Source organism: Haloterrigena gelatinilytica (genome assembly GCF_013342145.1).
Classification (GTDB): Archaea; Halobacteriota; Halobacteria; order Halobacteriales; family Natrialbaceae; genus Haloterrigena; species Haloterrigena gelatinilytica.
The window spans coordinates 2,954,690-2,969,050 of the sequence record NZ_JABUQZ010000001.1 but is presented as its reverse complement, the minus strand read 5'-3'; the positions used below and the strand labels follow the sequence as shown (position 1 = coordinate 2,969,050).

The following is a 14,361-nucleotide window of genomic DNA, read 5'->3' as shown; positions in this document are numbered from 1 at the left end:
AGAGGCGATGCCGGTACGAGCACAACGGATGGCTATAGTCACTCACCAAGATATCAGCTCCATCTTCCCCTCGCTTTCAAAAACTACTCATTGAGCATAGAATTGGCATCAATCGATAGTCGAACCCGGTTCGTGATCTGGTTCGACTCGAGTGAATCTCCCAAAATTAATCGTCGGTAAATGAGCGAAGACACGAAGCCGAGATTCACCCGATGAGACGTCGTCTTGACTGGATGGCGCTGTTCACGAGTGCAGTGAGTTGCGTCACTACCGATTACGGGAAACGGACACTACACGTACGTTCTTCCAGGAGTGGAACGGAACACGGAGCAGCAACTGTGCTTCTCGAGCGAGAATACGGTCGAGTGATACCTGTCCCAGCACAGTCGGTCCTGAAGCCGACTGATGTGAAAGCCGCAACGCGAATAAATACATAACTAGTCCGATAAAATGGAGAATATACTGTTTCCCAAACCACTATAGCAATCCGTAAGGACGAACACCATCCCCGAGACTCTCTCGAGCGCACACGACTATCGATCGGAGCCCGTGATGCGAGCAGTAGCTTTGCGTCTCCGCTGCGTGACCCAGCTCGCGACGCTCTCCGGCGGCTCCGTGACGAGCGAGACGACGATGAGCGTGATCGTCGAGGAGGTGAACGCGAGGACGAGCTCGTCGTCGGTGACGAGTCCCACGAGGAGCACCGACCCCTCGATAGCACTCATGAGCCCGAATATTTCGAGGATGCTCGAAAGCTGGATTCAGACGATCATCGTCAGGGCTCCGACGATCATACTCGCAACCGAGCCTTTGGCGGTGATGCGCTTCCACCACAGCGACACGATGAGCGGTGGGCCGATGGCCGCGCCGAGGCCGCCCCAGGCATAGTCGAGGACGAGCGTGTGGATCGGCGTGTTCTGTGCGAGTCGGCGCTGGACGGCATCGCGGCGAGTGCGGCCGCCAGGGTGATCCCCGCGATCGCACCAGGAGGGAACTCGAGCGTGAGCAGCGGCACGACGTTGTTCGGGTCCTCGATACCGTCCTGGCCGAAGACGACCAGCGCGTACAGTCCGACGAACTCGACGCCGATGTAGGCGACGAACACTACTAGGACACTCGGAATAGTGGCCGTAATTCGTCGCCTCGGAAACCACCGGCTCGCAATCGTGCGGACCAGCCGTCGATCACGCAGAGATACGTGAGCCGATACATTTCCGAACGTATCTGTTCAGAACTCAGCCGACCCTAGTACTCGCCACGAGGCGTTCGCGGCCGTACTCGTCGGTCACATCGTTTCGATGAAACCGGACGTACGGTGTCGGTCAACAGAACGACGAAGCGGTGATCGTGCTATATCCCACTGAAATGCAGGGAGTGTACGCGGCAAACGGCGTCAACACGGGTGGGCCGTTTCGGTGAGGTGGCCGCACAGCACAGTAGATAGTAGCACTCTTTTTCATTCAAGATTGTGCAGATCAGTCGACAATTCCGTATCGAGTGAGCTCTGTCCGAATCTCTTCGCGTTTCATCAGTGAGAACCCCGCAACTACGAGGAGGAACCCTCCGACCATTGGGAACGTGATTGGCTCCCCGAACAGAAGCCACCCGGTAATCGCAGCAACTACAGGAGACACATACATCACAAGTGTCACCTCGAACGAGGGACGACGCTGGAGCAGTGAAAAATAGAGCAGATACGCAACGACCGTCGAGATGACACCGAGATAGGCGACTGCCACGCCAGCAATCAGTGGCACCTCACCGCTCCACGTCTCTCCAAATAGTGGGCTCAGGACGTGTAAAAGGACTGCACCGAGGGCCGCTGACCAAGCTGTTTGCACTGAACTGGAGAGAGACATGTCGGCGTATCGAATCAGCACACTCGCCAGCGCGACGCCACCCGCGCCCCCGAATAGAATTGCTTTGCCCAGCAGGCCCTCGGTGAACGCAATCGTTCCGGACGGAACCAGCATAACCAGCACACCGACGAATCCGATCCCCAAGCCAGCGATCGAGAGGGGGCGAAGGCGCTCTTTAGGAAGGAGTACCCACGAGAACCCGGCTGTTAACACCGGAACGAGACTAGTCATTATGCCCGAGAAAACGCTCGTGGTCAGGGCCTGGCCGATGTACCAGACACCGTTGCCGATTACAGTCCACAACACGCCGCCAGCAACGATCGCAAGCACGTCGCCTCGTGAACGCGGTCTCCAGTCCTCACTCCGAAGGACGACGTACCCGATCATAAGTAGGCTGGCCACGTCGAATCGCAATGCCATCAACAGAAGCGGCGGGAACGTCGAAAGCCCGATTTCGGCTGCTGGAAAGATGGTACCCCATAACAGTGCGAGAAGACCCAGATCCCGAACGTCTCTGACTGTCGACATTCTATACTCTCCGTGATTTCGTAACCGGGTGAGCTCTCCACATCCTGATGGTAGACTCCACACTGCGCCATTGTCCGGCGAGTTGTACTCGAGTCGCTGACGTGCTCATTCGACTGACAGCCATCTATCGTCGTTGTCACACACAGTCTTGAAAATATCGAAGTTGGCGAATTCGTTCCGGAGATACCACTCGACCAGATGCCGATGTCACGTCTGGAGACTCACGTCCTCTTCGATCGGATCGCTAGCCCCGTTCCCGATACTCGGCCGAGCCCGACGATATGTGTCGGTACGTCGAAATCCGTAGTACGTCGAGAAGCCTCTCGTCGTCCCTAAGCGTCACTTCGTAGCCGAACCGACCGAACGGTTCGATCAGTGCTTCGCCTGGGTCTACTCGAGCCCACGACTCGGTTTTACCGGTGCGTTCCTCGAGGAATCTACGGGTTCGCTGTCAGTGGGTTTGGGAAGGCGTAGATCGTGCGATCAGTTCGCACAAACGCGACGGGGGAGGCCGCTGCGGGTGGTCTCGTCTATCCGATCACCGCAGTACGAGCAGAACCGGCTCGTGCTCCGACAGCTCCGCTGTACTGCGATTGTTCGTGACCGCGGTTCCAGTTGTCCGTTCGACGGACGCGAGTTCGGCGAACGAGCGCTCGTAGTTGGGGAAGGTCAGTAGCGAAATCAGCGATCCGTATTTCTCAGTCTCGATGTGATATCGAGTCTAGACACTAAAGCCCGGGACCGAGTCTTCAGAATCACGTAAGAACTTGTGGGTCGCGACGATATACGCGGATCCAGCAACCTCCGATGTCATTACGCGAGTGCCGTCTCTGTCCTCGTGGTCCTGGAGTTCGCCTTCGAAACGCGTTCCGATCACGCTTTCGTACTGGTACGGCTCGGTAAGGTCGAGTTCCTCCCTCTCGTGAAGAAGGGTCATTTTGGCACAAGTCCCGGTTCCGCACGGGGAACGATCGACTTGCCCTTCGCCGAAAATAACGACGTTTCGGTCGGCGTCGTTGTCTGACTCGTAGAACTCCGTAATATCTACTGTCGTACCTTTTCCAGAAAGTGGGTCTCGAAGGTCGATCTCTTGGTTGATGGTCCGCCGGATTTCAAGGCCTAATTCCACGAATTCGTCCGTATTCTCCGTCGCGACTGCGAGGTCAACTGCGGACGCAGGGACGAGTGCGAATACGTTACCAGCGTGGACAACGTCTACCGGAACTACGATCGATCTGCCGCCAAGCGACAGAGTGACTTCGACTTTATCGATAATATATGAGGTGACGTTCTGGACAGCAACTCGGTCGACCCTCCCGTCCTCACTCATCTCTGGACGCGCTGAGACGACACCTGCTGGCGTTTCGATTCGTAACTGTGATTTCGCTTCCAGTTGTCCCGTTTCTATCAATGCGGTCACGACACCCATTGTCCCGTGCCCACACATGTCGAGGTATCCCTCGTTATCCATGAAGAACAATCCGAGATCTGCGTCGTCACGAGAGGGCGGGACCGTAATCGCTCCGAACATATCGTCATGGCCCCGTGGTTCCTTCATCAGGAACTCACGCAAGTGGTCGAGTTCTTCGGCAAACTTATCGCGTTGCTCTTGGACCGTTCCGCCCTCGAACACTTCTCGGTTGAGGCCGCCAGTGATAATGCGAGTCGGCTCGCCACCTGTGTGCGTGTCGATCGACTCAATAAGCACGTCTGACTGCATATCCTATCATCCGCGAGTTCAAGTATAATGATTTCGCTCCTGAGGGGATCTCAGTACCGATGAAAACGATTCAATTACGGTAGTCAGATCCGCAGCGGCGACCTATAGTTTCTCCAAGTCAGATATCTGAGAGTCGTTCCAGTCGTAAAACGGCTCGTCGATCTCTTTCAGAGTCTCAACGCACTCGTTGTACCGCTGGACCGCTATCTCACGATATGGATCGTTCGGGTGGTTCTCGATCCACTCACGGAGTTCGGTCAGAGCGCGTGGGGAGTAGCTCTCTATCGCCCCCTGTTGGGTTATTAGCTCGGCTTTTTTGTCCTCCTCGGAAAGGGTCTTCTTGAGAGCCACTATAGAAGCGCACCACAGGGTAATTATCATCGACAGCATGACGACCCAACCGAACGCAGTTAATGTTTCCGCCATTATCAGTCACCTCCTGGCGTCAGAGCGGGTTCATTCGTCTTTCCTCTCCGAATGAACTGCATGAGTAGGATACTCCCGATAGTAAGACCAGTCATGAGGGCGAGACCGCTGATCGCCCGCGGGTCCTCGATATTGGTTGCGAAGTAATACCCCATAATGAAGACCATCACGGTCGGAATCACGTATTTGATGATCGGATCCCAGTAAGAGCCAATATAGACGTCGCTGTTATGATTTAAGTCGAGGATGCGAGCGCGTTTCGAATCGATCACCCAGCCGACGAGGATGAGTATCATCAACGTCGCGAGCGGGAGTCCGAAGTTGCCGAACATGAAGTCCATCCATCCGAGGAACTCAGAGGAATACGCGCTCGGAATCCCGAGCAGCCACCAAGCGCCGACAACTGCTATCACGGACTGAGTACGCGTCAGACGCGTCTCTTCTTTGACCGTCGTTACCCCGACCTCTGTGATACCGAGGCCGGACGAGTATGTAGCGAACAGGAAGCCGAGGAAGAACAGAAGGCCCCAGATGTAGCCGCCGGTCATACTCGGGAAGATCGAAACGAGCGAAACGAAGGTCAACTCAGCTCCCGTAGTCGGTTCCAGACCGAACGCGAAGACGGCAGGGAACACGGTAAAGATGGCGAGTAGACCGATGCTCGTGTTCCCAACCGCGGTGATCAGGCCGCCGCCGAGCGGGACGTCGTCGTTCTTTCCGAGATAGCTACCGTAAGTGAGCGCAATACCCCATCCCAGCCCGGTTGAGAAGAGTGCCTGACCGAGAGCAGCAATCCACGTATTTGCATCGGTCATGTACTCCCACTCAGGATTGAACGCGAACGCGAGCCCTTCCATCGCTCCGGGGAGCGTTAGTCCTTTGATAGCGACTGCGGACAGCGTCACCACCAAAGCCGGGATCATCCATTTGACGACTCGTTCGATACCATCCGAGATACCGAAAAGCAAGACGAATCCGACTAGGACCGCAACCAACGTGTGCAGTCCCACGACTAACAGTGGGGATCCAGAGAACGCGGCCCAGAACGCCGTGGGGTCGAATCCAGGTTGGTAGAACGTTCCCAGTGCCGCGTGTGCCAGATAGTAGATTGTCCACGCGATTACCGGGGCGTAGTAAGACATCAACCCGATATTGACGATGACGACTACGAGGCCCAACCCTTCGGACCACCCCTCTCCGAGGAAGTTCTTAAACGCACCAATGACTCCACTTTGCGTGTACCGGCCGAGAAGCGTTTCTGCCATCAATCCAGGGACGGCGATGAGGTACAGTAGGACGAGATAGATAACCAGAAACGCCCCACCTCCGTTCATTCCAGCAACGTACGGCATTCGCCAGATGTTGCCAGACCCCACCACAGCCCCGACCAGTGCCATAACGAAACCGAACCGTGTTGCCCACTGATCACGGGCGAGTCCTGTATCTTCTTCCATGCTACGAAAAAACATGAATGATACGCTTGTATAAACCTTCCTGTTCTCGTATCGTGGACATCGGTACATCAAATCGCCTGCTCGAATGCTGTAACCAGGGTCGATCCGCCAGTACTTGGTGATTCCAAAAATAGTTGTAGGGGTGGTGTAGACGACCAGCCAGCGCTCTGTGCTGGTCTGACTGTCACGCAATATCTCGTGAAATCGTTCAATCTCCCATCGTATCGGGCTCAAAAGCGGTACATTCGGAGAACCCGTTGGTCAGTGTTGGCCCCTCGATCAGCATTCATTCACTAAGGAGGAACTCCCTTCGGCTCAGCCTCGATCTATCAGTGCCTCGCTGAGCAAACAGCAGATCGCGGTACTATGCGATTACGCACAGACGTCTATATTGCCGGTGACTGCTGTATTCAGCGATCAATGACTGAAACTGTGGACTCCGTGTACGCCGGGCGCGCGTACTCGGTGATTCGTGAACCGACAGGAATAGTATCGTCTCTCGTCTGAAACGGATCTTATGCGCTGTCGTCAGTCGGAGCGGTTCCTCGACGTTACTGATCCCACTCCATCAGACGCCGACGACGGCGCGAAGCGCGAACAGCGCGTTCTCCTTCCGTTCGCGGACGCGGCGATAGAAGTACTGCATCCACTTGTCGCCGTAGGGGACGTACTGGTTGACCTCGTAGCCCTTCTCGGCGAGTTCCCGCTGTGCGTCCTCGCGGACGCCCATGAGCATCTGGATCTCGAACGGCGTGCCGTACTCCTTGTGGAGGTCGACCGCGGTCTTGAGCATCTTCGTGTCGTGGCTCCCGACCGCGACACCGTGATCGAACTCGCGGAAGAGGAACTCGAGGTGGTCCTCGTAGGCCTCGTCGACGGCCGCCTTCGAATCGAGCGCGACCGACGACGGTTCGTCGTAGGCGCCCTTGACCAGACGGACCGCCGCGGGAACGTCGGCGAGTCGCTCGAGGTCGTCGCGCGTCCGCTTGAGGTTGGCCTGAATCGCGACGCCGACGCCGTCCGGGTGGTCGCGGGCCGCGGATTCGACGGCGTCGAGCGTCGTGTCGGTCGTCGTGTGGTCTTCCATGTCACACCAGACGAAGACGTCTTCGGCCGCCGCGGCCTCGACGATTCGTTCGAAGTTCGCCGTGAAGACGTCCGGACCGACGTCGATCCCGATCTGGGAGGGTTTGACGGAGATGGTCCCGTTCAGGTCGCGCTCGGCCAGTTGGGAGGCGAGGTGGCAGTATTCGTCGGCGTCCTCGGCCGCGGGTTCGGGTTCGTGGTAGTGTTCGCCGAGAAGGTTCAGGATGCCGCCCATTCCGTCTCGATTACAGTCGGACACGTGATCCAGCGCACCGGATGCGGACGTGCCGGCGACGAACCGGCTCGCAATCGGGGGAATCATACCCGATCGCTGGTACGGAACCACCCTAAATCGATACCCGACCAAAAGATTCTGTTGGAAGTATCGAGGAATAAACGGCAGAGGCGATCAGACGTCGTCGGGATTGAGCAACTTCGCTTCGGCCTTTCGGAGGTGCTCGAGCAGCGTCGTCTTCGAAACGCCGAGTTCGTCCGCGAGTTCGCGCGTGCTGATCTCGCGGGGCCAGGCGTAGTAGTTCTGCTCGCAGGCGAGTTCGAACGCTTCGCGCTGTCGGGGCGTGAGACGATCCGTCCGGTCGGCGGTCTCGGACGGGCCGCCGTCGGGCGTGGCGACCCGGCTGACCGAGATTTCCGCGTCGGTCTCGGTCCGGATCGCCTCGAGTCGGTTCCGGATCTCGTCGCGGCCACCGGCGACGAAGACCGGCCAGTGTTCGACGCCGCCTTCGACGCGCACCGACGCGTCGTGGATGAAGCCGTGGGAGACGAGCGCGTCGCTGATGCTGTGTTCGGGCTCGTACTCGACGAACAGTTCGCGGGTCGCGTTCCCCGGGTTCGGTGCCGTGCTGGTCGGTCGTTGTCCGAGTTCGACCGTCGAGTGGGTCAGCGGCGACTCGTCCGCGAAGGCGACGAACTCGTCGAGTTGGTTCGTCGTATCGGCGTACACGGTGAAGTGGCCTTTGACCGCGTCTTCGACGGTGCGGTGGACGGTGTGGACGAGCAGACCGGCGTCGACCGCCTCGGTCGCCTGCAAGCCCCAGCAATCCGGGTGCCAGATCTCGAGTGTGAGTCGTGTGCCGTCCGGAGACCCTGTCGTAGTCGTCGTCGAACTCGTGCTGCTCATGGGTCGGCTCTACTCGCTAGTTCCGTGTGAGCACTATAAACATACTGAATAGCGATAACGCGCGTTAGTTCGCCGCCGATCGGCTCAATTCCGCCGCGTTGGAGCCCGAAACGCAGATCGAGAGACGGCCCTCGAACCGACCGCCGGGGGAGGCGGACGGTCCCGACCATGGGAGGCCGTGGTTATTCCGCGATGATCCATCATTCGTACCGTATGAGTCAGCAGACGACAGCTCAGCCTGACCGGCACTACATCAACGGCGAGTGGACCGACGGGGAGGGCGACGAGACCTTCGAAAGCGAGAACCCGGCGACCGGCGAGACCCTGCGGACCTTCCACCGCGGGACCCAGGCCGACGTCGACGCCGCCCTCGAGGCGGCGGAAGAAGCCCAAGACGAGTGGCGCGAACTCTCCCACATCGACCGCGCCGAGTACCTCTGGGACATCTACCACGAGCTCCGCGAGCGAACGGACGAGCTCGGCGAGATCGTCACCAAGGAGTGCGGGAAGGAGATTTCGGAAGGGAAGGCCGACGTCGTCGAGGCCGCCCACATGGTCGAGTGGGCCGCGGGCAACGCCCGCCACCCTCACGGCGACGTCGTCCCGAGCGAGATCGGGAGCAAGGACGCCTACATGCGCCGCAAGCCCCGCGGCGTCATCGGCTGTATCACGCCCTGGAACTTCCCGGTCGCGATCCCGTTCTGGCACATGGCCGTCTCGCTTGTCGAGGGGAACACGGTCGTCTGGAAGCCCGCCGAACAGACGCCGTGGTGCGCCCAGATCGTCGCCGAGATGTTCGAGGACAGCGGCATCCCGGACGGCGTCTTCAACATGGTCCAAGGCTTCGGCGACGCCGGCGAGGCCATCGTCGAGGACGAGCGCGTCGACACCGTCCTCTTCACCGGTTCGGCCGAGGTCGGCCAACAAGTCGGCCAGACCGTCGCCGAACAGCCCGGCAAGCTCGCAGCCTGCGAGATGGGCGGGAAGAACGCGGTCGTCATCACCGACGAGGCTGACCTCGATACGGCCGTCCACTCGGCCGTGATGAGTTCGTTCAAGACCACCGGACAGCGCTGCGTCTCGGCCGAGCGCCTGATCGTCCACGAGAACGTCTACGACGAGTTCAAGGAACGGTTCGTCGACGTCGCCGAGAACGTCGCCGTCGGCGACCCGCTGGCCGAAGACACCTTCATGGGCCCGCTCGTCGAGGGCGAGCACAAGGAGAAGGTCCTCGAGTACAACGAACTCGCCCGCGAGGAGGACGTCGACGTGCTCGTCGACCGCGACGAACTGGCTGCCGACGAGATTCCGGACGGCCACGAGGACGGCCACTGGATCGGCCCGTTCGTCTACGAGGCCGATCACGAGGCCGACCTCCGCTGTACCCGGGAGGAGGTCTTCGGTCCCCACGTCGCGCTCATGGAGTACTCCGGCGACATCGAGGACGCCGTCGAGATCCACAACGACACCGAGTACGGGCTCGCGGGAGCGATCATCTCCGAGGACTACCGCGAGGTCAACTACTACCGCGACAACGCCGAGGTCGGGCTCGCGTACGGCAACCTGCCGTGTATCGGCGCCGAGGTCCACCTGCCCTTCGGCGGCGTCAAGAAGTCCGGCAACGGCTACCCGAGCGGCCGCGAAGTGATCGAGGCCGTCACCGAGCGCACCGCCTGGACGCTGAACAACTCGAAGGACATCGAGATGGCCCAGGGACTGTCCGCGGACATCACGACCGACGATGACTGAGCGGAGCTGTCCGCTCTGCGGTCAGTCGACCGCCGTCTCGGCGGAGTGGTGTCGAAACTGCGGCTGGACGGGACGCTGCGGCGCTGATTAGTCTCGATCGGGCGGTTCCCGATCGGCACTGATCACACTCAGTAGACGCTACCGCACGAACCGAGTCGACGCTTCTCGGTTGCGACTCGTTCTCAGTAGCGTGTTTCGAATGTGTGAACGTTCTATCTTGCTACTGATCTGTGACGGATGACGATTCCCCGAACTCGATCGAAACGGTGGCCGGTCGTCGCCGTCTATTCACACATTTCGAACGTAGTCGCTGTTCGAGCGTCTTCCCGGCCGATAGCTACTGAGGGGCCGACAGAAGACCTATCAACCGCACGATCGAATGTTAATATACGGACGAAATCAAGTTATTTTCCATCCTTATTAGTGAAATATACGGGAAAATTCGATACAATTTCTCCGGCACGACAACGCCCGCGTTCACACATTCCGAACGCTTATGTCGGGGCACTCCCACGGTGAACGTATGACGGACGACGCACCTCGCCCGGTCAAGACGACGAAAACGTCGCTCGCAGTCGTTCGCGCGGTTCGCGACGACGACGGCGCCACGTTGAGCGAACTCGCCGACCAGCTCGAGGTGGCGAAGAGTACCATTCACAACCACCTTCACACGCTGGTCAAGGAGGGATTTCTCGTCCGCGAGGGTGACACCTACCACGTCGGCCTCCAGTTTCTCCCGTTCGGCGAACACGCGCGCGATCGAAACCCGCTGTACGCGGCGGCCCGGCGGCGAGTCTATTCCCTCGCGGAGAAGTCGAGCAACGAGGCCGACTTCATCGTCGAGGAAAACGGTCGCGCGTACTCCCTCGAGTACGCCATCGGCGAGTCGACCCCTCGGGGACTGTCGGAGTCGGGACCCTTCCGGGCTGGGAACCGGTTTTACATGCACAACTGCGCCTCGGGCAAGGCGATCCTGTCGTCGATGCCCGAAGCGCGCGTTCGAGAGATCATCGATCGTTGGGAGCTCCCGGCGACGACGGAGGAAACCATCACCGACGAGGCGGCGTTGTTCGACGAACTCGAGGCGATCCGCGAGCGCGGGTACGCGACCAACAACGAGGAGCTGATCGAGGGGTATCGGTCCATCGGCGCGTCGATAACGAGTCCGGACGGCGAGGTCGTCGGCGCGTTCTCGATCGGCGGCCCGACGTACCGCATGGCGGTCGACGAGTCGACGACCGAGGAGATCGGCCACCTGCTGATCGACGAGATCGACGCGCTCGAAACGGAACTATTCTAACAGGACATTACATTCGTATGTGTGTAATTCTGAACCGCTAGAGAGCAGGACTTGCAACTAACGGCCGTCTGAGCGGCAGCTACAGGCAGTGCTGAGTCAGAGCAGCAGCTACGGGTGGCGCTGTAACCGCCGGAGACGCCCCAGGCCAGCCACCGCTTCGACGACCGTCGTTACGGCGGGCCGTCGCTGGCCAGCGAGTCGAACCGCTCCTGGGGCGACGGCTTCGAAGCGCTCCGTCCGGGTCGTTTCGGGAGTTGATTCGCCGCGAGGAGGTCGCCGTCTTTGAAAACGACGCGCAGGATATCGCTCTCCTCGACCGACTCGAGCGTCGACCGGCGAGCCACGTGCTGGTCGACGAGTTCGCCGTCCGACTCGAGCAGGAGAACGACGTATCTCCCGCCGACGATTCGGTCGACGGTGGCGATATAGCGGTCCACGTCGGCCGATCCGCAACCGGCCGCGGCCGACCTCGAGCGAGCGCCGTTCGCGGGCGGTGACGGGTCGTCCCCGTTGTTACTGCCGTCGCCGTCGGCACCGGCGGTCGCGGCGGCGGCGACCGATGTCAGTCCGAGCGAGCCGAGCGTTCGAAGAACCGTTCGTCGCGTCGAGTGCTGTCGCGTCGACATACTCCCGTTGGCCGCGCGATCACTGATAAAGGTGCGGCGGCGAACGATCTCGCTATGCAATCCACTTGTTCCGTATAGTGAAACAGCCAGGATCGAAACTGAACGGCTGGCATCGTTTCATCTCGAGTTGGAACTGCTACTGAACCCTACCGAAGTGGGGATCGACGGAGACACTCGCGAGTCGGTCGTCCTTGGACGCCGCTTCGAACCGATAGCGGCCGACGCAGCCGTGTGCGGGAATCAGCCGTAGGCGAGCGTCACCCGGATCTCGTCGGCCTTGTCCCGGAGCCGGGTCGGCAGTTCCTCGTGGAGGGCCTCGTCTTTGAATCTGCTCGTCGGTCCGAACACGCCCAGCGCGCCCAGCAGGTCGTCGTCGGGCGTGTAGACGGGGACGGCGACCCCGCGGAGGCCGTCCATGTGTTCCTGATCGTTCACGGCGTAGCCGCGCTCGCGGATCCGCTCGAGTTCGGCGCGGAGTTCGTCGGGGTCGGTGATGGTGTCGTCCGTGACCGCCTCGAGGCCCTTCTCGGCGACGAACCGGGCGACATCATCGTCGTCCCACTCCGCGAGGATCGCCTTCCCCGAGGCCAGCGTGTGCAGCGGTCGCCGCTTGCCGATCAGCGTGTTCGAGCGGCTTCCGTACCGGTGGACGTAGACGGCCTCGCCGCGCTCCTCGACGGTGAAGACCGCGCGCTCGCCCGTCTCCTGCCCGAGTTCGAACACCGACCGCTTGGCGGCCGCGTACCCCGTCTCCCGGTTGCGGGCCTGTTCGCTGATCTCGAGCAGTCGGAAGCCGACGTAGTGTTCGCCGTCGCGCTCGACGACGTACCCCATGTCGGTCAGCGTCGCGAGGTGGCGATAGACGGTGCTCTTGCTCAGCCCCGTCCGGCGGGTGAGTTCCGTGATCGTGAGCCCGTCCGTTTCCGCGAGCGCCTCGAGGATCGCGAACGTCTTCCGCGTGGTCGAGACGCCCGCGTCGGTTTCGTCGCCCTCGTCCGTCTCCATACGCGTACATCCGTCACGAACCAGTTCAATGTTCCGGAGAATGAAACGCGGTTGCAGAACTGCGGAACGGTCGTCGTCGCTGGTGCGAGATCGTTCGCTCCTTTTCGACTTCTGAGACAGATATCCCGTACCTCGGGAGACGTATTTCAGAATTCGGGATAGGCGTCGCGGATCGCTCCCTGCTCGTAACGGGGTTCCCGTCTCGGAATCGCCTCGAGACGAGCGTCTCGCGTCGCTACTCGTAGGGCGGAGCTACTCGTAGGCCGGAATGCCCGTGAACTCCTCGCCGAGGACGAGCGTGTGGATGTCGTGGGTGCCCTCGTAGGTGTAGACCGTCTCCATGTTGGCTATGTGGCGCATCGGCGAGTAGTCGGTGGTGATCCCGTTGCCGCCGAGGATCTCGCGGGCGATCCGGGCCTGATCGCGAGCCGTCCGGACGTTGTTTCGCTTGGCCATCGAGACGTGCTGCGGTCGCATCTCGCCGCGCTCCTTGAGTTCCGCCAGGCGGTAGGCGAGCAACTGAGCCAGCGTGATCTGGGTCCCCATCTCCGCGAGCTTGCGCTGTTGAAGCTGGAAGCGTCCGATCGGGCCGCCGAACTGGTCGCGGTCCTTGGCGTACTGGCGGGCCTCCTCGAAGCAGTCACGGGCGGCGCCGACGGCGCCCCAGGCGATCCCGTAGCGGGCCTGCGTGAGACAGGAGAGCGGCCCCTTCATGCCGGAGACGCCCGGCAGGACGTTCTCCTCGGGAACGAAGACGTCGTTGAGGCCGATCTCGCCCGTGATCGACGCGCGCAGGGAGAGCTTCTCGGTGATCTTGTTGGTCGAGACGCCGTCGCGGTCGGTTTCGACGAGGAATCCGCGAACCGGAGCGTCGGGGTCCGACTGGTCGCGCGCCCAGACGACCGCGACGTCCGAAATCGGTGAGTTCGTGATCCAGGTCTTCGACCCGTTGAGGACGTAGCCGTCCCCGTCCTGCTCGGCGCGGGTTTCCATCGCCGACGGGTTCGAGCCGTGTTCGGGCTCCGTGAGGCCGAAACAGCCGACGGCCTCGCCTTCGCCGAGTTTCGGCAGCCACTCCTCCTTTTGCTCCTCGCTCCCGTAGGCGTGGATGGGATACATGACGAGCGCGCCCTGGACCGACGCCATCGAGCGCAGCCCCGAGTCACAGGCCTCGAGTTCTTGCATGAGGAGTCCGTAGGCCGTCTCGGAGACGTTCGGCGAGCCGTAGCCCTCGAGGTTGGGTGCGTAGAAGCCGAGTTCGCCCATCTTCGGGATGATCTCTTTCGGGAACGTCCCGTTCTCGAAGTGCTCGCCGATGTCGGGCTTGACGTGTTCCGCGACGAACTCCCGGGCCGTATCGCGGATCATGCGCTCTTCCTGGTCCAAATCCGCCTCGAGATCGACGAAATCCAGCATACGTGATACTCTACCAATGTCCGGATAGGTATTACGGTACGTTCCGTCCGA

At 60.5% G+C, this 14,361-nt stretch carries 11 protein-coding genes and 1 pseudogene; 2 read left to right on the top strand and 10 right to left on the bottom strand.

Annotation, left to right across the window (positions count from 1 at the left end; genetic code table 11):
- Nucleotides 1-596 precede the first annotated feature (596 nt).
- The 7 genes and pseudogenes from HTZ84_RS23125 to HTZ84_RS14750 form a co-directional block, all read right to left on the bottom strand.
- A pseudogene (locus HTZ84_RS23125) lies at nucleotides 597-1,129 on the bottom strand (sodium:solute symporter family transporter); the annotation flags it as partial.
- Between the two features lie 346 nt (nucleotides 1,130-1,475).
- Nucleotides 1,476-2,387, bottom strand: coding sequence for a DMT family transporter (locus HTZ84_RS14775; RefSeq protein ID WP_174681389.1), 912 nt, complete (start codon nucleotides 2,385-2,387; stop codon nucleotides 1,476-1,478).
- A gap of 721 nt (nucleotides 2,388-3,108) precedes the next feature.
- Nucleotides 3,109-4,107, bottom strand: a complete 999-nt coding sequence (locus HTZ84_RS14770; protein WP_174681388.1) for a proline racemase family protein — start codon at nucleotides 4,105-4,107, stop codon at nucleotides 3,109-3,111.
- Nucleotides 4,108-4,209: 102 nt separating this feature from the next.
- On the bottom strand, nucleotides 4,210-4,533 hold the full coding sequence (locus HTZ84_RS14765) for a hypothetical protein (RefSeq protein WP_254611760.1): 324 nt from the start codon (nucleotides 4,531-4,533) through the stop codon (nucleotides 4,210-4,212).
- A gap of 2 nt (nucleotides 4,534-4,535) precedes the next feature.
- Nucleotides 4,536-5,987: a sodium-dependent transporter gene (locus HTZ84_RS14760; protein WP_174681387.1), complete on the bottom strand. Its 1,452-nt coding sequence runs from the start codon at nucleotides 5,985-5,987 to the stop codon at nucleotides 4,536-4,538.
- Nucleotides 5,988-6,555: 568 nt separating this feature from the next.
- Entirely contained in the window at nucleotides 6,556-7,395 is an 840-nt protein-coding gene (locus tag HTZ84_RS14755) for a proline dehydrogenase family protein (RefSeq protein WP_174681386.1), read from the bottom strand.
- Nucleotides 7,396-7,482: 87 nt separating this feature from the next.
- The gene (locus HTZ84_RS14750) at nucleotides 7,483-8,214 is read right to left on the bottom strand and encodes a helix-turn-helix domain-containing protein (RefSeq protein ID WP_174681385.1); all 732 of its coding nucleotides are present in this window, start codon (nucleotides 8,212-8,214) and stop codon (nucleotides 7,483-7,485) included.
- Between the two features lie 213 nt (nucleotides 8,215-8,427).
- On the opposite strand from HTZ84_RS14750, the gene HTZ84_RS14745 reads away from it, so the two are divergent.
- Nucleotides 8,428-9,963, top strand: a complete 1,536-nt coding sequence (locus HTZ84_RS14745; protein WP_174681384.1) for an aldehyde dehydrogenase family protein — start codon at nucleotides 8,428-8,430, stop codon at nucleotides 9,961-9,963.
- A 523-nt stretch (nucleotides 9,964-10,486) separates the two neighbouring features.
- On the top strand, nucleotides 10,487-11,263 hold the full coding sequence (locus tag HTZ84_RS14740; RefSeq protein ID WP_174681383.1) for an IclR family transcriptional regulator: 777 nt from the start codon (nucleotides 10,487-10,489) through the stop codon (nucleotides 11,261-11,263).
- A gap of 170 nt (nucleotides 11,264-11,433) precedes the next feature.
- On the opposite strand, the gene HTZ84_RS14735 is transcribed toward HTZ84_RS14740, so the two are convergent.
- From HTZ84_RS14735 to HTZ84_RS14725, 3 genes are all read right to left on the bottom strand, one after another.
- Nucleotides 11,434-11,889 carry a DUF3006 domain-containing protein gene (locus HTZ84_RS14735; RefSeq protein WP_174681382.1) on the bottom strand — a complete coding sequence of 152 codons (456 nt, stop codon included), beginning with the start codon at nucleotides 11,887-11,889 and terminating at the stop codon, nucleotides 11,434-11,436.
- 240 nt (nucleotides 11,890-12,129) lie between these two features.
- Complete coding sequence (locus HTZ84_RS14730; RefSeq protein WP_174681381.1) at nucleotides 12,130-12,894, bottom strand: IclR family transcriptional regulator; 765 nt, start codon at nucleotides 12,892-12,894, stop codon at nucleotides 12,130-12,132.
- A gap of 252 nt (nucleotides 12,895-13,146) precedes the next feature.
- Nucleotides 13,147-14,310 (bottom strand): acyl-CoA dehydrogenase family protein, encoded by a 1,164-nt coding sequence (locus HTZ84_RS14725; protein WP_174681380.1) that lies wholly within the window; start codon nucleotides 14,308-14,310, stop codon nucleotides 13,147-13,149.
- Between the last annotated feature and the right edge of the window lie 51 nt (nucleotides 14,311-14,361).

What these genes read in the sequence shown, in the direction of transcription:
- HTZ84_RS14775 (WP_174681389.1), bottom strand. Translation starts at nt 2,387, where the DNA reads ATGTCGACAGTCAGAGACGTTCGGGATCTGGGTCTTCTCGCACTGTTA.
- HTZ84_RS14770 (WP_174681388.1), bottom strand. Translation starts at nt 4,107, where the DNA reads ATGCAGTCAGACGTGCTTATTGAGTCGATCGACACGCACACAGGTGGC.
- HTZ84_RS14765 (WP_254611760.1), bottom strand. Translation starts at nt 4,533, where the DNA reads ATGGCGGAAACATTAACTGCGTTCGGTTGGGTCGTCATGCTGTCGATG.
- HTZ84_RS14760 (WP_174681387.1), bottom strand. Translation starts at nt 5,987, where the DNA reads ATGGAAGAAGATACAGGACTCGCCCGTGATCAGTGGGCAACACGGTTC.
- HTZ84_RS14755 (WP_174681386.1), bottom strand. Translation starts at nt 7,395, where the DNA reads ATGATTCCCCCGATTGCGAGCCGGTTCGTCGCCGGCACGTCCGCATCC.
- HTZ84_RS14750 (WP_174681385.1), bottom strand. Translation starts at nt 8,214, where the DNA reads ATGAGCAGCACGAGTTCGACGACGACTACGACAGGGTCTCCGGACGGC.
- HTZ84_RS14745 (WP_174681384.1), top strand. Translation starts at nt 8,428, where the DNA reads ATGAGTCAGCAGACGACAGCTCAGCCTGACCGGCACTACATCAACGGC.
- HTZ84_RS14740 (WP_174681383.1), top strand. Translation starts at nt 10,487, where the DNA reads ATGACGGACGACGCACCTCGCCCGGTCAAGACGACGAAAACGTCGCTC.
- HTZ84_RS14735 (WP_174681382.1), bottom strand. Translation starts at nt 11,889, where the DNA reads ATGTCGACGCGACAGCACTCGACGCGACGAACGGTTCTTCGAACGCTC.
- HTZ84_RS14730 (WP_174681381.1), bottom strand. Translation starts at nt 12,894, where the DNA reads ATGGAGACGGACGAGGGCGACGAAACCGACGCGGGCGTCTCGACCACG.
- HTZ84_RS14725 (WP_174681380.1), bottom strand. Translation starts at nt 14,310, where the DNA reads ATGCTGGATTTCGTCGATCTCGAGGCGGATTTGGACCAGGAAGAGCGC.